This is a genomic window from Chryseobacterium joostei (assembly GCF_003815775.1).
GTDB lineage: Bacteria > Bacteroidota > Bacteroidia > Flavobacteriales > Weeksellaceae > Chryseobacterium > Chryseobacterium joostei.
Map to the genome: position 1 here is coordinate 4,516,579 of NZ_CP033926.1, position 20,956 is coordinate 4,537,534.

The following is a 20,956-nucleotide window of genomic DNA, read 5'->3' on the forward strand; positions in this document are numbered from 1 at the left end:
CAATGGAAAGGAGAACAATTGATGTAAAGGATAAAAAATTATATATAGAATACAATAACTTATTTGAAAACAGGCCTACCATTGTCTTTTTGCATGATTCATTAGGATCAGTGGAACTTTGGAGAGATTTTCCGGCTAAATTGTCTGAAGCTGTAAAATGTAATACCATTGCTTATGACCGTTTAGGATATGGAAAATCCAATCCAATGTCTACTCATGAAAGACCGGTTAATTATATGGAGCTGGAGGCAGATTTACTTAATGATCTTTTAGCTGAACTGAATATTAATAATGCTATTTTATTTGGTCACAGTGACGGAGGAACGATTGCGTTAATCACTGCTGCCAAATATCCAAAGAGAGTAGAAGTCGTTATTTGTGAAGCTGGGCATATATTTGTAGAAGATGTAACGCTAAAGGGTGTTTATGATGCCTGGGAAGCTTACAAAACAACGAATTTGCCACAGCGTTTGCAGAAATATCATGGAGACAAAGTAGAAATGTTGTTTAAAGCGTGGACAGAGACATGGACCCGCGATGATTATAAAAACTGGAACATCGAATACCTTTTAAAGGACATCACTTGCCCTCTTTTATTTATTCAGGGAGAATCTGACGAATATGGTACTTTAGATCAGGTTGAAAAAACGGTTTCCCAGGTAAGTGGAAGTGCTGAGAAATACATTATTCCACAGATAGGTCATACACCACACAAGGAAGTTCCGGAATTAGTATTGGAAAAAGTAACGGATTTTATCAATACAAGATTTTGATATAGAAAATAAATTAATAAAAAACACCTTGCCAGCAGGGTGTTTTTTATTGATCCTAAGGCCTTATTTTGTACATATTAATTATCTATTGAACAATTGTGTGCAAAAACCAACAGAGAGATATGCATATAACCTGATAATCTGTTTTTTATACTTTTTAATAATTTACACATCTTCAAATTAAAAACATTAATTAATTGTATTTCTATATGAAAGATATTCTTTGATTTTAAAAAAAATGCCTAATAAATTCATTAAATATTTGAAGAGAAATAAGCCCTTTTTTTCCTTTGTGATAAAATATTTTATACACAAAAAAAACACTAAAATTACAAATGTAACACCTTTATATACTATGATTTAAGTTTATTTTAGTGATGTAAAAAAAATAGTATTATAGGAAATTGGTTTGAGAAAAAGAATCTAAACTTATAATGATGAGAATCAGTATGAGTATATGTTTGGTATGAATGTGTTTCAAGAGGTGCAGATCTGCATCTCTTTTTTATTTTCGAATATTATAAAAGCCGAATTTCAGTTGAGATATTTTTCTTGGCCCGTACTTCATACTTTTCTTTAAAATAATCTGTTTTGAAGATACTGTTAAGCTCCAGAAAATGTTTTAATACTTTTTTTCTCCCGGGTTTGTAAAGAAGATCAGGATAGATAGAATACTCTTTTCTGATCATTTGGGTATAAGCTAAATAGCTTTCAAGGTCTTTCCCTAAAATAGAAAGGTCAGCATCCAAAAGGTAGTTAGTGTCCTCATCTTCCGATTTTTGATGAAATTTTGTAGCCAGAATTTGAGCAGAAATAACATTAATGAGATTATTGTTTAGATTAAGCTCAGCCAGCCTTGTTTCTGCAAGTAATGCACTTTTTTCCTCATTGGATTTTGAAGTCGCATTATAAACAATATCATGATAAAATACGGAAAAAGAAACAACTGTAAAATTTGAAATTTTGTCTTTTACAGCTTCAATTTCCTTAAACATATTTTCAAGATGAAGAAGATTGTGGTAGTGCCTTCCTTTTTCAGAATATCGTTTTTCAATCTCACTCCATAACGTATTGATTATATTATGGTTTTCAGAAAACGATAAACAAAGCTGTTCAAATTGCTCCTTTAGATTCATCATGAAAAGATATAAAAAAAGGAACTTTTAAAAAGTTCCTCTATTTGCTTCAAGAACAGCCTTTAGCTCAGCCCAGCCTCCGCCGTTATAACCGTCCTTTAGTCCTTTTGAATTAAGATATTCTAATGCCTTTCCACTTCTGTTTCCACTTCTGCAGAATAGGATTACCGGCTTTTCAATAGACAGAATTTCGTCCTGTCTGTCCTCTACTTCACCCAGGGGAATATTTTTAGCACCATCTATATTTCCGTCCATTTCAAGCTCCATTGGCTCACGAACGTCAATCAATTCATAGTTTCCAGATTGTATTACTTCTATTAAAGACATAGTTGTTTATTTTGAACATTAAATTATAAACGAAATTACGTAATTTTTTTTTGAAAAAAATCTTAATTAAAACATAATTTTTTAGAAAGGACGCAGTATTAACGTTAAAGAAAGGATTTGAGAGCCAATTAGAAAATTGATAAAATAATCTTAATTTTGCAGTGTGAAATTTATGAATGCTGGTGCCGAAAAATATTCTCAACTCATCAAGTCCAAGGCAAAAAGTTTTGGGTTTCAGAGTTGCGGCATTTCCAAGGCTGATTTTTTGGAGGAAGATGCCCCACACCTTGAAAGATGGCTGAAGAATAACTTCAATGGTGAAATGAAGTACATGGAAAATCATTTCGATAAAAGACTTGACCCAAGACTATTGGTGGAGGGTTCCAAATCTGTTATTTCACTTTCCTATAACTACTTTCCCGAAGAAAAAATCTCTATTCTGGAGAATTTTAAAATTTCAAAATATGCCTATGCAGAAGATTATCATGAAGTAATCAAGGAAATACTACGCGACATGGTTGCCGAATTGCAGGAAGAGATAGGAGAATTCGGATTTAGGGTTTTTGTAGATTCAGCACCGATTATGGAGAGAAGCTGGGCAAGAAAATCAGGTATTGGATGGGTAGGGAAAAATGCCAATCTTATTACAAAGCAAAATGGATCTTTCTATTTCCTGGCTGAAATTATCTGCGATCTGGAACTGATTCCCGATCATGAAACTACAGATCATTGTGGAACCTGTAGAAAGTGTATTGATGCCTGTCCTACAGATGCCATTGTTTCAGAAAAAATTATTGACGGAAGCCGTTGTATCTCCTATGCCACTATAGAATTGAAGAATGAGATTCCGGATCATTTTAAAGATAAAATGGAGGACTGGATGTTTGGCTGTGATATCTGTCAGGATGTATGCCCTTGGAACCGATTTTCAGCTCCTAATCAACAAAGCAGATTTAAGCCTAATGAAGCCTTAAAGAATTTCAAAAAAGGAGAATGGAAAGAACTTACTCAGGAAATTTTCTCTGAGATCTTCAAAAAATCACCTGTGAAAAGAACCAAATTTACTGGTTTAAAGAGAAATATTGAGTTTTTACAGAAGTCTTCAGATCCGGTTTAGGCAAAACTTTTGGTGATAATCCCTTATCTGGAATTTTTCTGAGTTCCAAATTAAAGCTGACAATCGACCATTCCTTATGTTTTTTACAGTAAGGAGGTTAAGATTTGATAGAATAAATTGCTTTAAAAGCCTTTCCTAAAAAGAAAAAATGACTTTCAGGAGATTAAGATCTCACCGAAAATCAACGTTTTTTTTGTACTCTTTTTGGAGCAGTTTTTACTCTGACTTTAAATCTTTTTTGGGATTTGGTATTTTTACGCATATTTGTGAATATTTCGTAACTAAATATAGTCATTTTTCCGATTAAAACAAATACTTTTACGAAAAATCACATATTAAATTTTATTAAAAACATGACTTTGAAAACCATATTGATGTTTATCCTGAAAGTTTTGGGAATTATTCTTGGAATTGTAATTGTGTATGTTCTTCTGGGATTATTGATACCCTATATTCCGGTTTCAGCAAAGGATGACGGAGAAAAGAAAGATATTCCCATTTATATTTATACCAATGGGGTGCATACAGATATTGTGATGCCTGTAAAAAATGACCTGCAGGATTGGAGCCTTATGATTCCGTTTGCAGATACCAGATCAAAAAAAACAGATTATAATTACATTGGCATAGGATGGGGAGATAAAGGCTTTTATCTGGATACTCCAACGTGGGCAGACCTCAAATTTTCAACTGCTGTAAAGGCTGCATTTTGGATGAGTGATTCTGCAATGCATTCTACTTATTATTATACAATGAAAGAGGGTGATGACTGCAAAATGATTATGATCAGCAGAAGCCAGTATAAAAATCTGATCAAATTTGTAGAAGATAAATTCGACAGAGATCAAAATGGAAAATTCATGCTGATTCCTACTAATGCTGTTTATGGAGATAGTGACGCGTTCTATGATGCTAAGGGAACCTATAGCTTCCTTTATACCTGTAACACATGGAGCAATAATGCTTTGAAAGCTGCAGGACAAAAAGCTGCGCTGTGGACGCCCTCTGATTTTGGAATTTTTCAGCATTATAAATAAAAAAGATTTAAGGAAAACTATTTATGAAGCACAGGCTTTTTCGTGAACAACAGCTCAACTGCGATATAGAAACAGCATGGAAATTTTTTTCATCATCCAATAACCTTTCAGAAATTACCCCAAAGAATATGGGCTTTATTGTTCTTACCCAAATGGAGAATGATGAGATTTATGAGGGAATGCTTATTGACTACTATATCTCACCCCTGCTTGGGATTAAAATGAAATGGCAGACAGAAATTACCCATGTAGATTTTCAAAAAAGATTTATTGATTTCCAAAGAAAAGGACCGTATAAGTTATGGAACCATCATCATGAGTTTATTCCTAATGAACATGGCGTTCTCATGAAAGATACCATTGATTATGAACTGCCAATGGGATTTTTAGGTGAAATAGCACATTCTTTATTCGTGAAAAAGAAACTGGAATACATCTTTGACTATCGTTTTCGGGTACTGAGCAGATTATTTTAACACGACGAGAGAACCGTCAAATACTGTGTAACTTTTGTGGTTTAATCCACATTGTTTAAGTTTTTTTAACATTTTAAACACAGGAATTCCATTAAAAAATCCCTACTTTTGCAGAACTATCGTTTTTACTAAAAAACTAATTGTGTTCTGATTGACATGGCAGGTCTGAGGTCATTTATCTACTTCTATATTATATTGGTTTTTACCCTTTTCAATTCGAATTGGGTAGAAAATTCATTGCAGAATATTCCTCATCTACCGCATGTAAGTAATATCCATTTGCTGGATATCTACGAAGAAGCAGATATGAACACGCATGCATTGCCTGCTGCTTCCAAAATTGTAAAACACTCTCCCCGTAAGGATGATCAGGCAGTTGGTGATTTTTCGGCCATTCTGAAAATTGCTCCAAAAATTACACTCCCTAATATTGCGGTTTCTATTATCTGTGGAGTAAAATCCTTTCTCCATCTCCTCCAGTTGTACTAGTTTAAGGTATTGAATTTCAATTTATTTTAACGAAGATTTTATAACCTAAACATTTAAGAATGTATTTTAAAAACGTAATAATTTGCAGTTTTGCAATATTATTCGCTGTGTCATGCAGTAAAGACAAGAAAAAAAACAACGAGAAAGAAAAAGAAGTTCCCGTTCTGGAAATCAAGGAAAAAGATACCTTAGTAAGCAACCAGTTTGTAACGGATATCCAGGCCAAGAAAAACGTAGAAATGCGTTCAAGAATTGGAGGAATTATACAGCATATTTATGTAAATGAGGGGCAATTTGTACATCAGGGACAGCCTTTATTTAAGATTAATGATGCTGAATTGCAGATGGAACTTTTGAAAGCAAATGCCAGCTTAAAACAGGCCGAAGCAGATGTTCGCATTGTAGAAGTGGAACTGAAGCAGATTCAAAGCTTACATGCTAAAAAGTTTGTAGCCAATAATGAATTGGAAATGGTAAAAGCCAAGCTTTCATCAGCGAAAGCTAAACATGCCTTTGCGGATGCTGAAAAAAGAACTGTACTTCAAAAAATAAACTTTACCAAGATCACAGCACCTTTTGACGGAGTTATTGACGTTATTCCTCTTAAAGACGGAAGTTTGGTAGAAAATGGAACGCTATTAACAACGCTATCCCAGCTTAATGAGGTTTACGCCTACTTTTCAATTCCGGAAAACCTGTACTTTGAGCTTTTAGCCAATGATAAGATTGGAAGTCACCAAAAAATTGAACTTACCTTGCCCAATGGCGTTAATTATCAGTTTAACGGAGCTTTAAAGACGGCTGAGGGAGAAATCGACAGAACTACAGGTTCCATTCGATATAAAGTACTTTTCCCGAACCCTGACCGCTTGATTAAGCACGGTACTTCCGGAAAATTGATTATTTCAGAAAATCAGGATAATGCCATTCTTATTCCGCAAAAATCTACTTTCTCTATTCAGGATAAAACCTATGTTTTTGTAGTAGATAAGCAGAATAAAGTGAAAATGACCAACATCAGGATCGGAGCTACGTTAAGAGATTCCTATATGGTGGAAAGTGGTCTTAAAAGAGGTGATTTAATCATTTATGAAGGGACTCAGTCTTTAAAGGATGGAGATATTATCAAAATCAAAAAGAAGTATTAACCTTTCATAATCTTTAAATCAATTTACTATGGTAGAAATGTTTATAAGACGAAAGGTTCTTTCGTTGGTTATTTCCATATTATTTGTACTACTGGGAATCATGGCACTTTTAAAGATGCCGATTACACAATTCCCGGATATTGTACCCCCTTCAGTAACGGTAACGGCAAAATATACAGGAGCAAATGCCGAAGTATCAGCGAATGCCGTTGCACTTCCATTGGAGCGTGCCATCAACGGAGTTCCGGGAATGACGTATATGTCGACGGTAACTTCTAATGACGGGCTTACCTTAATTCAGGTTTTCTTTGAAGTAGGAACAGATCCTGATGTAGCAGCCGTAAACGTTCAGAACAGGGTAACAACCATCCTTGATGAACTTCCTGAAGAAGTAATCCGTGCAGGGGTAACCACTGAAAAAGAGGTGAACAGTATGCTGATGTATCTTAATATCACGAGTACAGATCCGAGTCAGGATGAGCAGTTCATCTACAATTTTACCGATATCAACGTTCTTCAGGAATTAAAGCGTATTGATGGAGTAGGACGTGCAGAGATTATGGGGCAGAAAGAATACTCCATGAGGATATGGCTTGATCCGCAGAAGATGGCGGCATATAGTATTTCGGCTGATGAAGTAATTGCTTCATTACAAAAGCAGAATATTTCAGCAGCTCCCGGAAAGGTGGGTGAAACATCAGGAAAAACTTCCAGTCAGCTTCAGTATGTAATCAAATATAAAGGGAAATTCTTTGAGCCTAAGCAATACGAGGAAGTTCCGATCAGATCTGATGTAGACGGAACCATTCTAAAGCTTAAGGATATTGCCAAGGTAGAATTCGGGGCAATGAACTATGGGATGGTTTCCAAAACAGACGGAAGACCTTCAGCATCTATTATGATGAAGCAGCGTCCGGGGTCCAATGCCTCTGAAGTTATTGAGAGTGTAAAGGCAAAGATGGAAGAGCTAAAAGGTACTTCTTTCCCACCGGGAATGGAGTATAATATGGCCTATGATGTTTCCAGATTTCTTGATGCTTCCATTAGTGCGGTATTAACGACTCTTATTGAAGCCTTTATCTTGGTAGGAATTGTAGTGTTTATATTCCTTCAGGATTGGAGATCTACGTTAATTCCTGTATTGGCAGTTCCGGTTGCATTGGTGGGAACATTTGCTTTCATGAATATGCTTGATTTCTCGGTAAACTTATTGACCTTGTTTGCCTTGGTTCTTGCCATCGGAATTGTGGTGGATAATGCAATCGTCGTCGTCGAGGCAGTTCACGTAAAAATGGAAGAAGGGATGAACGCGATGGATGCCACTATTAATGCAACAAAAGAAATTGCAGGGGCAGTAGTAGCAATTACCATTGTTATGTCTGCTGTATTTATTCCTGTGGCATTCCTTGATGGTCCGGTAGGAGTATTTTATCGCCAGTTTTCATTAACGTTAGCGATCAGTATTGTCATCTCAGGAGTGAATGCATTAACGCTTACTCCGGCGCTTTGTGCTATTATTTTAAAACCTCACAATCATCATAAAAAGAAGACCATTGTAGACCGATTCTTCCAAAGCTTTAATACAGGTTTTGATAGATTAACAAACGGTTATGTCGGAATTCTATCCAAGTTTGCTACAAGAACTACAGTCACATTTGGTATTCTATTTTTATTTGTCGGATTAACTTTTGTGACCAGTAAATTCCTGCCAACAGGATTTATTCCCATGGAAGATCAGGGAATGGTGTATGTGAGTGTTACCACACCACAGGGAGCAACCGTGGAAAGAACAGAAAAAGTATTGGATGAAGTAACAGTCATTGCCAAGAAAATAAAAGGCGTAGAAAACGTAACGACACTTGCGGGATACAGTATTGTAACAGAAATTGCAGGTTCATCCTATGGAATGGCGATGATTAACCTTAAAGACTGGAAAGAAAGATCCATTTCAGTGAATGACTTGATCACAGAACTTTCAGAAAAAACAAAAGGGATAGCAGATGCGCAGATTGAAATCTTTGCTCCGCCCACCGTTCCCGGATTCGGAAATACCAGTGGTTTTGAATTGCGTTTGCTAGACAGAACCGGAGGAACTATCGAAAATACAGATAAGATCACCAAGGATTTTGTGAAGAAGCTGAATGAAGCTCCTGAATTACAGAACAGTTTTACCAGTTTTGATGCTACATTCCCGCAATATATGATTAATGTAGATTATGATATGGCCGCGAAAAAAGGAATTTCAGTAGACAATGCCATGTCCACCCTGCAAACGATGCTTGGTTCTTACTATGCAACCAACTTTATCCGTTTCAGTCAGATGTATAAAGTAATGGTTCAGGCAAGTCCTGAGCACAGAGATACCCCTGAAAGTATCCTGAATTTATATCTGAAAAATGATAAAGGTGAAATGGTTCCGTTTTCAACATTTATTACCATTGAAAAAGTATACGGACCTGAAGTATTAACGAGGTATAACATGTATATGTCTGCCATGATCAATGGTGAGCCGGCAGATGGTTTCAGCTCCGGTGATGCCATTGCAGCCGTAGATCGTATTGCTAAAGAAACCCTGCCAAGAGGTTTTGATATTGAATGGTCCGGTATGACAAGGGAAGAAATCTTATCAGGAAACCAAACCATTTACATATTCCTGATCTGTCTGTTGTTTGTATATCTTTTATTGGCGGCTCAATATGAAAGCTTCCTACTTCCATTGCCTGTATTGTTAAGTCTTCCAACAGGAATTTTCGGTTCCTATATCGCATTGGTATTGGCGGGACTGGATAATAATATTTATGCACAGGTGGCTCTGGTCATGCTGATCGGACTTTTAGCGAAAAATGCCATCCTGATTGTAGAATTTGCTGTTGCCAGAAACAAGCAGGGATTTGATATTATTCCGGCAGCAATTGAAGGAGCAAGACAACGTCTGAGACCTATTTTGATGACTTCTTTTGCCTTTGTGGCAGGACTTATTCCACTCTGTATTGCATCAGGAGCAGGAGCTATTGGAAACCGTTCCATTGGTACAGCAGCAGCGGGAGGAATGTTAATCGGAACAATCTTCGGATTGGTAGTGATTCCTGGGCTGTATATATTCTTTGCAAAACTTGAAAATAAGAAGAAAGATGAAAAGATTAAATCATAGAAGCATATTGTACGGAATTGCAGCACTAAGCTTAGTCTCATGTGCTGTTCCAAAGGTGGCGGATCTGAAAAAGGCCCAGGAATTACCGGAGATACCTGCTAAAACAGTAAGTTCAGAAGAGTTTAAGCAACTTAACCTAAAAGGCTATTTTACAGACTCTCATCTTTTGGAGCTTTTTGATAAAGTAGTACTGGCCAATCCTGATTTTCAGATTGCACAGCAAAGGGTAGAAATTGCAAACAGTTTTTTACAAAGATCAAAGATGGATCTTTTGCCGTCCCTTGAAGTAGGAGCAGAAGCTTCAGGAAACCGATATGGAAAATATACGATGGAGGGAGTTGGTAATTACGATACCAATCTTTCGCCTAATATAACAGAGGATCAGAAAATCAACCGTGATTTTACGCCTAATTATTGGCTGGGAGCACGAAGCAGTTGGGAAATTGATGCCTGGGGAAAGCTGAAGAATAAAAAAATCGCTGCTCAGAAGAAATATCTGGCTTCCACAGAAGGGTTGCGATTGCTTCAGGTAGAGCTTTTCACTGATATTGCCAATCTGTATTATCAATTGGTAGCTCTGGATAATCGTCTGGCTATTTACCAAAAGAATTATAACCTTCAGCAAAGAGCCTTTGAAATTGTTTTAGCGCAGCGTGAAGTTGGTAAAGCTACAGAACTTGCCGTTCAGCAGTTTAAAGCACAAAATAACAACTGGCTTGCAGAAATTGAACACATCAAAGTAGAGATTGTTACTGTTGAACAGGCCATTACCACCTTAACGGGAAGTTATGGAGGAGACGTAAAGCGAGGAAAAGTACTGATGCCTACCAATATGGATATTTTAAATAAAACCATTAATGTAGAAGCTGTAATTCACTCAAGACCGGATGTTGCAGCGAATTATTATGTATTGGAGGCTTCTCAGGCTGATGCAAAGGCTGCAAGAGCTGCTTTTTACCCAAAACTTGATCTCGGAGTAGGTATTGGAATGAATTCCTTTTCTGTGGAAACCCTTTTTAAACCAAGTTCACTGGCTGGGCAGTTGCTGGGAGGTCTGATGGTTCCTGTTTTCAATAAAGGACAATTGAAATACGAATTTAAAGTAGCCAGTAAGGAGCAGGAGATTGCTTTTTTAAATTATCAAAAGAGTATTACTACTGCATTCAATGAACTTCAGTCTATTTTGAAACAGACCAAGATTTACGAACGTGTTTTAAAATTAAAATCAGAAGAGGTTGGTTTTCTTGACCGTGGTGTTGAGGTTTCCAATGATTTGTACCTGACAGGGTATGCCAATTATTTTGAACTTATCAATTCTCAGAAAAGTAAGCTGATTGCTGAACTTGATCTGTTGCAGTTCCAGCATCAGAATACCAGAAATAATGTTCTGCTATTTAAGGCTCTGGGTGGAAAACTGGAGTAAATGTGATCATTGAGTTGAATGGTTTTTAAGGTTCTCAAGAATAACCTTAATTACTTTACTCTCCTAATGATTAAAAAAAACAATAATTTTTCGGTTTTGTAAACCGACCATTTTTATTTTTTACGATGAAGAAAGAGGCTGTCTCAAAGCGAGGCAGCTTCTTTTGATTTTTAACCAAAACCTATAAAATTAAACTTACTGTTTGGGGAATAGCGTTCAGAACTGAGGTTGATTTTTGTGAAAATAAAAAAGAGACTGTCTTTTTAGGACAGTCTCTTTCTGTATTGTTCAAACGTGTCTGTATCAAACAGATCGTTTTATGGATAAGTATTATTTCACAATCTGAATGTTAACAGCTGAAAACCCTTTAGGAGACTTCTCTTTTTCAAAAGATACTCTGTTTCCTTTTTTCACAAGTTCTGTACAGTTGTTATTATGGAAGAAGATATTCTCTTTAGTGCTGTCCTCAGTAATGAAACCATATCCTTTCTCACTGTGGAAAGTAATGATTCCTAATTTTCTTGGATCCTCCTCAATAATCGGAGCTGCACCCAGTTGAATTTCATCAAGGTTTACTTCCTGTCTCTGTTCAGGTGGAGTAGAGGTTAGTCTTCCGAATTCATCCACATACATGAATACATCCTCCATATCCTTTCCTTTGTTGTTGTTCGTCTTACGATCTTCGCGTCTTAGCGCTTTTTCTTTTTGCTTTTGAATTTTTTTCTTGAAATTTTCCTTTTTAGAAAAAGAATCTGCCATAAATTATTTTTAGTATTTAGTTTCTATAAATTGTAATGTTCACACTGGTCTGCTTTAGACCTTAAAGTCCACTCATGTTTTCTGTCCTGGGATTTCCAATCATACAGAGCTGTAAAATTCCGACAAGTATTGTTCTTGGTAGAAGAATAAGATGTTAAAAATAGGACTGCTCAAAAAGCAAAGACTGAATAAAATATATTCCGGTCGTTACAGAAAACAAAGTATTGACTTGGTTATTAATGTACAAATATACAACAATAAAACGAATAATACAGTTTTAAATGATTGATTATCAGAAATGGATTTGACAGAATTTCGCTAAAATAGGCTGCTGTAGGAATATAGCCGTGAATATACCCCAATAAAGAGGAGATAAAAAATCCTCAGGGAGCTGAGGATTAAAAAAATATATTAAAATTGAAGTGGTGTGTGTTAATACGGGTGGGAGAGCATCAAATGTTATGCCTAAAATTCACTTAAGTTAGAAAAAGAAACCACGTGTTTAACAGGAAAAGGAACGGTCTGTCTGTATCTGTCTGGTAAATAGTGTTGTATTGAAAAATAGTTGTTTGTATAAAATTGAATATTTTTTTACTTAATTTTTTAACTCTAACTATGGAAGACATTAAATTTTAAGATAACTCCCGAAAAATTCACCATGTTGAGACGATTTTTATTATCCATCTTTGCCTTAATAACATTTAAAATATAAAAATAATGTCAACACAAGATCTAAATGGAAAAGTTGTTTTAATAGCCGGAGGTGGTAAAAACTTAGGCGGATTATTGAGCAAAGATTTTGCTGCAAAAGGTGCGAAACTGGCCATACATTACAATAGTGAAAGCTCCAGAGCTGAAAGCGAGAAAACACTGGCAGAAGTTCAGGCATTGGGAGCTGAAGCATTCCTGTTCCAGGGAGACCTGACCAAAGTAGACAATATTACTCAATTTTTTGATGAAACAATTTCTCGTTTTGGAGGAGTAGATATTGCCATTAATACAGTAGGAATGGTATTGAAAAAACCATTCTCAGAAACTACAGAAGAAGAATATGATACCATGTTCAATGTAAATTCAAAATCTGCCTATTTCTTTTTACAGGAAGCCGGTAAAAAACTGAACGATCATGGGAAGATCTGTACGATCGTTACTTCATTATTGGCCGCTTATACAGGGTTGTATTCTACCTATGCAGGAGCAAAGGCACCTGTGGAACATTTTACCAGAGCAGCTTCTAAAGAATTTGGAGCAAGGGGGATTTCTGTAACAGCAGTTGCTCCAGGCCCAATGGATACTCCTTTTTTCTATGGGCAGGAAACTGATGACGCGGTAGCCTATCATAAGTCAGCATCAGCGTTAGGAGGACTTACCGATATTAAAGATATTGCTCCATTGGTAGAGTTCTTGGTAACTGAGGGCTGGTGGATCACAGGGCAGACTATTTTTGCCAACGGAGGGTATACAACCAGATAATTTAAATTAAAGTTAAAAAAAACACCCCACTGAAAATCATTTTCAGCGGGGTATTTTTAGTTGTAACTAAAGATTATGAAGTTTTCATTTTGGACTTTTCCAGTATACTTTTTCCAATAAAAAATAAACCTAGAAGAACAAATGGAATACTTAGAAGCTGTCCCATGTTCATGCTCATTCCATGTTCAAATTCAACCTGATCTACCTTGATGAATTCAATCAGAATTCTCATGATAAAGATTAAAAGAATACTGATCCCAAAATAGAATCCTTTCCCGATCTTGAATATATCTTTCTTGTAAATGAAATAAATTAAAAGGAAAATTACAAAATAAGAGATTGCTTCATAAAGCTGTGCCGGATGCCTTGGAAGATCATCTACCTGTCGGAAGATAAAAGCCCATGGCACATTGGTAGGCGTACCAATAATCTCAGAGTTCATAAGATTGGCCAGCCTGATAAAAACCCCTCCTAATGGAAGTACAATGGCTATGGCATCCAGAACTTTCATAAACGGGATAGAGAATTTTCTGGAATATAATAAGAGCATTATTACCAGTCCGATACCACCACCATGGCTGGCTAATCCTGCAAATCCAACAAAATGATATACCCCGTCCGGTCCTTTCTGAATAGGCAGGAAAATTTCAAGGATATGCTGGGAGTAATAATCAAAATCATAAAAGATACAGTGCCCCAATCTGGCTCCGACTAAAATCCCGATAAGAGCATAGGAGAATAAGGATTCATGGGCCTGCATGCTTAAGTTTTCTTTTTTATAAATACTTTTCAAAATATTAAAGCACAGAACCAAACCTGCAAGAAATAATAGACCATAGTATTTTACAGGAATTCCTAAAATATTAAAAATTTCAGGATTGACGTTCCAGTCGATGTATAATAAATTCATTGATAGTGTTGTTGGATTTACGAGTGCAAATATAAGAAAATAGGAACTGTTGATTAAGATAGAGAGGTTTTTGAAACCTTGCGACCTGTTTCATAACATCTTAAAATAGTATTTTCCCTGTTTTCTATCCAATATGTTTTGATGGGATTAGTTTGGTATACCATATAATTTAAAATGATTCTTGAAGAAACATTTTATAACTTTAACCTGAGTTTAGGATGAAAAAATGAGATGTTTTTTAACTCAATTTACTTACTTCTATTCATCAACAATCAATCACAAAAATATTCTTATATGCATCATCAACTTGAAAAACATTATGTAAATAGAGTAGGTTGGCTTCGAGCAGCAGTATTGGGCGCCAATGACGGACTATTATCAACAACCAGTATTGTAATTGGGGTAGCTGCAGCACAACCCGACCGTCATATCATTATTCTTGCCGCCTTAGCCGGAATGATTGCCGGAGCAATGTCTATGGCTGCCGGTGAATATGTTTCCGTCAGTTCACAGGAAGATACGGAAAAGGCTGATTTAATGCGTGAAAAAAGAGAACTGGAAGAAATGCCGGAAATAGAGCTGCGGGAACTTGCCCGAGTTTATGAGAAAAGAGGGTGTACGAAGGAAACAGCAATGCTGGTGGCCACTGAACTTACGGAGCAGAATGCATTGGAAGCTCACGCCCGAGATGAATTGGGTATCAATGAAATTACTCAGGCAAAACCCTTACAAGCTGCTATGGCTTCATTTGGATCATTTGCAGTGGGTGCTTTATTACCGTTTATGGTTTCTCTTTTGGCTCCCATTGAACAGATGGTCTACTTTCAGTATGGATTTTCCATCATCTTTTTGATGCTTTTGGGTGCAATTTCAGCCAAGACCGGAGGCGCAGGGATTAAAGTTGCTGTTTTGAGGATTTGTTTTTGGGGAACTGTAGCCATGGGAATTACAGCATTGGTTGGCCGTTTTTTTGGTGTAAATATATCTTAATTCTTTTGGTGTAAATCATCAACTAAAATATCCCTATTTATCATTGTTTTGAAAATATTTATTAATATAATCTTTTGATTTACAGATGTTATTCAACCTAACAAGTGTTAGTAGTAGAAATACGACACTTTTTCAAATTTTCAATCGGATGTTATTTTGATAGTGCATTTACTTCTATCTTTGGTGATATAGAAAACAACAAATCAACCCAATCACAAAATATTAACGATTAAAATTTACGATCATGGCAGAAAGAAATTCAAGAGGAATTTTAAAATTCAACAACGGAGAAGGACAAAAATTATTAAAGCTTAATTACAGCGTATCAAGAGCTACAGACGTTTCAGGACGTGTAGCATCTGATCCTTCCAACGCTCTTATCAAAATCACCGTAGAAGCTACAGAAAAATCTGATATTTTGGAAAGCCTTCTTAACGGAAAGTACAAGCCTACAGTGGGTGAAGTAACATTCAACAAATCTCACGAGGAAGGAACATTAACTACATTGAAATGGCAAAACGGTTATGTAATCCAGCATGAAGTAGACTTTGATGCAGTGGACGACAACAGTATGTACATCAGCTTTGTTATAAGTGCTGAGCAAATTGACCTAGGAAACTCTGCTTATGACGGAGCATGGCCTTCAGCATAAGAATCTGATTTCTTACAATTAAATCAACATAAGACAGAATGGTATTCCGAGATGAAGAATATTATTCTGTTTTTTCGTCTCAAATTGTTTTTGTCAGGATATTGAATGTTCGGATGAATTTTCTCGTGAAATTATTATGATTTTAAAGATTAAATTAGTAGAAATAGGTTTTATGTTGTGATAAATTTATAATTTTATATAAAGGTTATTTGTTTTTAGAATTTTTTTTCGAAAAATAATAACCCGCCAAAACACTTTACATAATATGAATAATAATACCTCGAATTCCGAAAAGATTTCGGAGAATCATATTCCTGGAATCAACCGTGTGGTGAAGCTGGATATTGTGATTGAAGGCAAGATGATTAAGCATTTTAAGCATTTTCGTCTGGAGCAAAGTGTGAAAAAACACCATAATTTTGAACTTACATTAGCACATGATACCTTAGATGGAGTACAAAACCATGATTTAGAAGAGGCTCAGCAGTTTCTGGGAAAACGTTTAACGGTAGTTTTCAAATATAAGGATGTAGAAGGAAGCCCGGAAAGAACCTTTGTAGGAGTCATTACAAAAGTTGGTTTCAGTCAGGAAAATCACAGCCTTGGAAACATTGTCCTGAAAGGATATAGCCCTACAATATTATTGGATGCAGCTCCTCATACCCAAAGTTTTGGGGGAGATCAGCCCGTTAATATGGGAATCATTGCCACGAATGTTATTAAGCAAGGAATTGAAGGAAGCAAGTTTGATGTGAAAATCAATGCTAAGGCATCTTCTCAAATCCTTTACAGTTCTCAATATAACGAAACTCATTACAATTATCTCTGCAGAATGGCAGAAGCTTATGGCGAACAGTTTTATTATGACGGCGAAGTTCTGCACTTCGGAAATATGCCGCCTCAGGATAAAGCACTGGAACTGATTTACGGAAGTAATGTTTCTGATATCAATGTTGAATTGAAAGCAGTTCATATTAAACCCAAATTTTACGGATATAACAGCAGTTCCAATGCCAAGCTTACCTCCGGAGAAACGCCTATTAAGCATGTAGGAAATCTTGCAAAAACAGCGTATAAGAACAACGATAAAATATTCAAGACTCCATCATTGCAAGTTGCTCCAATAAAGGCAGCAACGGATATGGATGTGGTGATTTCCCAAACCAGTACAGCAGGAAGTAAAGCTGTGGATGTATTTACCGTTTCCGGCGGTACAACGATTCCTTTTTTATATCCAGGATGTGTTGCGGATATCAACATGCGACAAACTGATAGTAATAAAACCTCTTATTTTACCAAGCTTATGATGACAGAGGTGATTCATGAAGTGGATGCTTTAGGACGTTATAAAGGTAGATTTGAAGCTATTGCCTCAGATACAGGATATATTCCAACCCCCGATTTTATTGTTCCCATTGCAGAACCACAGATTGCAACGGTAATATCCAACGCAGATCCGCTTGGACAGGGCCGGATTACGGTAAGATTCGACTGGCAACTGCATGATACTACTAATTTCATTAGAATGATGTCTCCCGATGCGGGAGGGACAGATCAGATTACTCAAAACAGAGGATATGTAGCCATACCCGAGGTTGGGGATCAGGTGATGGTAGGCTTTGTACACAATCATCCGGATCGCCCTTTTGTAATGGGAGGAATGTTTCATGGCGGAACAGCCCTTGGAGGCGGAGTGGACAATCATTTAAAATCCATACAGACCAGAAGTGGAATTCGAGTTTTAATGAATGACGCAGAGGGAAGTGTAACCATTATCGACCCAAGCGGCAATAATTATTTTATGGATGGAAAAGGAAATATTACGGTGACATCTCCTAAAAATATGACTTTCAATGTTGGGGAAAATCTTGATATCAACGTTGGAAATAATATGAGAACAAGTGTGGGAAATGACAATGCAGTTAGCATCACCAACAATCATAAGTTCATGTCCAAAAATTATAAGCAGACCGTTAACGAAAATAAAACAGTCAATATAACGGGTGACTTAAAAGAAACTACGTCTACCACCACTCATAAAGCTAAAAATGGAGATATCCTATTACAAAGCTCTGGTGTTGCCAAAATGCTCGGTAAAATAGATGCCAAGGTAAATAAGGGATAATATAAACAGAAAAAAATTAATTGTATATTATTTTAAATTAATAGTTGCAATGCATTCATAATGAATAAAATAATAAAATATTTACTAGGCTTTTTGTTCTTTACTCAGATCTCGTGTCAGGAAAAAAAAGACCAGAAAAAAACGGAAGCAATGACAAAATACGAATGGTTTGAAGGGAGATCTGCATCTTTGGGATATCCGATGGAAGTATATAAAGGAGGGATAGACTGTGAAGGGGGAGAATGGGTAAGTTTAGATGATGGAATGATTCCTGGAAATGATATCTGGGGAAGCGTTAACAATGGAATGTCAAAAGGGTTTAAAAGTCTTCCGACCCGTCTCGATTTTATCTGGATGTCCTATATGGAAAACCAGTTCTATCTCATTGATACAGCCATTGATACCAATAAGATAAGAGAGTATTTTAAAAAAGGATATGATATAAAAGTAACCAACGGGAGTGGCGATATTGAACATATGACCTATAAAACAGTCTGTGTAGGGCTAGCTCCGGGTGGAGTGGTAGTTGTTTGGGTAAGTGGAATTGGAGATCAAAAAGAAATAGGAAGATACCAGGCAAAGAAAGTAAATATCCCCGAATCAGAAATTGCAAAATTAGACAGCCATCAGAATCGTTTTTGGAGAAAGGATTATCTGGATATGGTTCATACCCGAGAACAGATTATTCCGGCAAAAGTGAGAGAAGAAAATAAGGGGAAACCAATTCCGTTTGGGCTGTGGGATACCTATAGAATACGATACAGCTGGAAACCTGTTTTTGAACTTCCGGAAAAAGCTAAATTAAATCCTTTGGCCAACGTAAAATTATCAACAGTTAATGGAGAAATAGAGCAGCTTGATACAGCTAAAACACCAGTAGCCGAAAACGAACCAAGGGCAATACCAAGAAGAATTGTGTTTGATTTTATAGGTGCTGACGGCAAAGACTACGGAGCCAATTGTGATCTAAATGAGAAATCAAGCTTTGAAGCATTTAAAACTGTATTTGGTGATAATCCCAATTCAACCAAGGCAGATATCATTGTAAAAGTAAACGAAGCCAATAGCTATTTTACCATAAAACTGAAAGGCGAAAATGGTAAAGAAGCATTCATAAAAGCAGACAAAATAGAGGTTTTTTAAAACAAATAATATGGGAAAGACTTTTGTATATAACACAGGTAATGCAGAACCCCCTATAGATGAATTCCATTTGGAAATAGGAGTATTTTTCGATGGTACTTTAAATAATCTAAAGAATACAGAACTACGAGAGAGCTACAGAGATGGAAAGAATAAAATAGAAAGTACAGACTCTGTAGAAGTAATCCAGGCCAAAGAAAAAGCCATAAAAGCCACAAGAGAAAAGCAGGAAGAAGAATTTGAAAATTTGGATGATAAAGATAATTCCGAATATGCTCAGTATCTAAGGTCTAGTCACAGAGGATGGCTGGATAGTCAGGGCGTAGATAATAGCTTTAGTAATGATCATACCAATGTAGCCCGTATGTACAAAAGCTGTGAGCAGAAAAAATACGGAGTCTATGTAGAAGGAATCGGTACCCTGAATAATAATAGAGATGTGGATGACGGATTTCAATATGGATCCGGTAAATCAGGAGTAAGAGGCAAGGTAAGAATTGGCTGTGAGATGGTTGCGGATAGAATTAAAGACCTTTTGCTGGAAGTAAATACTAAGAAGAAATTAACAAGAATCATAATAGATACATTTGGTTTCAGCCGTGGTGCTGCCGCTGCAAGAAACTTCGCATACGAGATTAATGGAAACAAAAGAACACAGGATATTGATATTAAAAAATCAAGAAAAGTAGTTGGATACAGAGAAAGTGGATCCTACGGAAATGATGCATTGGTAGCAGAATATCAAGATATCTGGCTGGATAAAGATAAAACAGAAGTAGATCCAAAATATCTTGTAGACGGAAAACTTCCAAAATTCGGTTTTTTAGGATATTATCTTTTAAGCAAAAAGATAATATCCGTTAAGCAGTTGGATGATTTGGATCTGGAAGTTCGTTTCATAGGCGTATACGATACTGTTTCCTCCTATGAAGAATTTGGCGATATGGGTACAATGGAAAGGGTGGGGTATAGAGGAATACTGCATGCTTCCATAGGCTCTCAATTTAACTTTGCGGATGATGTGGAACAATTACAGTTACGAAATCCCGGTCCATTCCGTAAAGCAGTTCACTTTACTGCAGAAAACGAGCATCGTGAGAATTTTTCACTCACAACATTTACAGCAAAAGGAGTAAAAGAGCCAAAAGATAATCCTCATGTTATTGAAAAAGAATTTCCGGGTGTTCACTGTGACATTGGAGGAGCTTACGAAAACGGAACAGAAACCGTAGACGAAATAGAAACCTCCAACCATAAACCACTTTGGGCATTACAAAATCGCAGACAGCAGTTGATTGATGAACATTGGTTCAAAGATCCTCAGATTACGATCAATAATACGGCCCTTAATATTTTAACGTTTGGGAGCGCATACCGCAAAATCAGAGGGGTGAGATTTCTGAGAAAAGAGTATAGCTATATTCCACTTCATTTTATGGAAAAGCATGGAAAAGAAATATATGATCATCAAATGGTTTCACAAACAGAAAGCAGTTATTCTATAACAGACGATGACAATTTGGTTGCGGCAAAAAACAGATTGAAACAATATGTTTTTGACGGTGGAGAACCATGGACATTCGTCAGTGATGAAGAACTTAAAAAAGAAAAAGAAAGAATAGCCGCCAATGAACCTGTTCAGCATCCTACAACTACCATTGAGAACGGAGAAAAAATTACGAATATCCCTGCAGTGAACATTCATGTAGACAAATGGCAGGATTTATTAAGAACGCTGAGAAACGGATATCTTCACTGGTCAGCTAACAGAGACTGGATGGGAATGGATCCGAATAGTGATTACAAAAGAAAGGTATATTAAGAAAG

The 20,956-nt window shown here is 36.4% G+C and carries 18 protein-coding genes; 14 read left to right on the forward strand and 4 right to left on the reverse strand.

Going from position 1 to position 20,956, the window contains the following annotated elements; genetic code table 11:
• The first annotated feature begins 2 nt into the window (after positions 1-2).
• Positions 3-773: an alpha/beta fold hydrolase gene (locus tag EG359_RS20645; RefSeq protein WP_076353593.1), complete on the forward strand. Its 771-nt coding sequence runs from the start codon at positions 3-5 to the stop codon at positions 771-773.
• 518 nt (positions 774-1,291) lie between these two features.
• On the opposite strand, the gene EG359_RS20650 is transcribed toward EG359_RS20645, so the two are convergent.
• Positions 1,292-1,912, reverse strand: coding sequence for an HD domain-containing protein (locus tag EG359_RS20650; protein ID WP_228435026.1), 621 nt, complete (start codon positions 1,910-1,912; stop codon positions 1,292-1,294).
• A 24-nt stretch (positions 1,913-1,936) separates the two neighbouring features.
• Positions 1,937-2,236, reverse strand: a complete 300-nt coding sequence (locus tag EG359_RS20655) for a rhodanese-like domain-containing protein (protein ID WP_076353595.1) — start codon at positions 2,234-2,236, stop codon at positions 1,937-1,939.
• A gap of 172 nt (positions 2,237-2,408) precedes the next feature.
• On the opposite strand from EG359_RS20655, the gene queG reads away from it, so the two are divergent.
• From queG to EG359_RS20690, 7 genes are all read left to right on the forward strand, one after another.
• On the forward strand, positions 2,409-3,353 hold the full coding sequence (queG, locus tag EG359_RS20660) for a tRNA epoxyqueuosine(34) reductase QueG (RefSeq protein ID WP_076353597.1): 945 nt from the start codon (positions 2,409-2,411) through the stop codon (positions 3,351-3,353).
• A 359-nt stretch (positions 3,354-3,712) separates the two neighbouring features.
• A complete protein-coding gene (locus EG359_RS20665) occupies positions 3,713-4,390 on the forward strand; it encodes a TIGR02117 family protein (protein ID WP_394343623.1) in 678 nt (225 codons plus the stop codon).
• Positions 4,391-4,413: 23 nt separating this feature from the next.
• Positions 4,414-4,866, forward strand: coding sequence for an SRPBCC family protein (locus EG359_RS20670; RefSeq protein ID WP_076353601.1), 453 nt, complete (start codon positions 4,414-4,416; stop codon positions 4,864-4,866).
• Positions 4,867-5,022: 156 nt separating this feature from the next.
• Entirely contained in the window at positions 5,023-5,355 is a 333-nt protein-coding gene (locus tag EG359_RS20675) for a hypothetical protein (RefSeq protein WP_076353603.1), read from the forward strand.
• 59 nt (positions 5,356-5,414) lie between these two features.
• Positions 5,415-6,503: an efflux RND transporter periplasmic adaptor subunit gene (locus EG359_RS20680; protein ID WP_076353605.1), complete on the forward strand. Its 1,089-nt coding sequence runs from the start codon at positions 5,415-5,417 to the stop codon at positions 6,501-6,503.
• Between the two features lie 28 nt (positions 6,504-6,531).
• Positions 6,532-9,654, forward strand: coding sequence for an efflux RND transporter permease subunit (locus EG359_RS20685; protein WP_076353607.1), 3,123 nt, complete (start codon positions 6,532-6,534; stop codon positions 9,652-9,654).
• Entirely contained in the window at positions 9,635-11,077 is a 1,443-nt protein-coding gene (locus EG359_RS20690) for a TolC family protein (protein ID WP_076353609.1), read from the forward strand. The genes EG359_RS20685 and EG359_RS20690 overlap by 20 nt, the downstream gene beginning before the upstream one ends.
• A 330-nt stretch (positions 11,078-11,407) precedes the next feature.
• Here EG359_RS20690 and EG359_RS20695 read toward each other — a convergent pair whose 3' ends face one another.
• The gene (locus tag EG359_RS20695; protein WP_076353611.1) at positions 11,408-11,836 is read right to left on the reverse strand and encodes a cold shock domain-containing protein; all 429 of its coding nucleotides are present in this window, start codon (positions 11,834-11,836) and stop codon (positions 11,408-11,410) included.
• Positions 11,837-12,553: 717 nt separating this feature from the next.
• Here EG359_RS20695 and EG359_RS20700 point away from each other — a divergent pair.
• Complete coding sequence (locus EG359_RS20700; protein ID WP_076353613.1) at positions 12,554-13,309, forward strand: SDR family oxidoreductase; 756 nt, start codon at positions 12,554-12,556, stop codon at positions 13,307-13,309.
• 73 nt (positions 13,310-13,382) lie between these two features.
• Here EG359_RS20700 and lgt read toward each other — a convergent pair whose 3' ends face one another.
• The gene (gene lgt, locus EG359_RS20705) at positions 13,383-14,219 is read right to left on the reverse strand and encodes a prolipoprotein diacylglyceryl transferase (protein WP_076353615.1); all 837 of its coding nucleotides are present in this window, start codon (positions 14,217-14,219) and stop codon (positions 13,383-13,385) included.
• A 294-nt stretch (positions 14,220-14,513) separates the two neighbouring features.
• Between lgt and EG359_RS20710 the strand changes: the two genes are divergently transcribed.
• From EG359_RS20710 to EG359_RS20730, 5 genes are all read left to right on the forward strand, one after another.
• A complete protein-coding gene (locus EG359_RS20710) occupies positions 14,514-15,209 on the forward strand; it encodes a VIT1/CCC1 transporter family protein (protein WP_076354345.1) in 696 nt (231 codons plus the stop codon).
• Positions 15,210-15,453: 244 nt separating this feature from the next.
• Positions 15,454-15,861 carry a type VI secretion system tube protein TssD gene (tssD, locus tag EG359_RS20715; RefSeq protein WP_076353617.1) on the forward strand — a complete coding sequence of 136 codons (408 nt, stop codon included), beginning with the start codon at positions 15,454-15,456 and terminating at the stop codon, positions 15,859-15,861.
• Positions 15,862-16,126: 265 nt separating this feature from the next.
• Complete coding sequence (locus EG359_RS20720; protein ID WP_228435031.1) at positions 16,127-17,986, forward strand: type VI secretion system Vgr family protein; 1,860 nt, start codon at positions 16,127-16,129, stop codon at positions 17,984-17,986.
• Between the two features lie 60 nt (positions 17,987-18,046).
• Positions 18,047-19,129, forward strand: a complete 1,083-nt coding sequence (locus EG359_RS20725; protein WP_076353619.1) for a DUF2931 family protein — start codon at positions 18,047-18,049, stop codon at positions 19,127-19,129.
• A gap of 10 nt (positions 19,130-19,139) precedes the next feature.
• Complete coding sequence (locus EG359_RS20730; RefSeq protein ID WP_076353621.1) at positions 19,140-20,951, forward strand: phospholipase effector Tle1 domain-containing protein; 1,812 nt, start codon at positions 19,140-19,142, stop codon at positions 20,949-20,951.
• Positions 20,952-20,956: the final 5 nt, after the last annotated feature.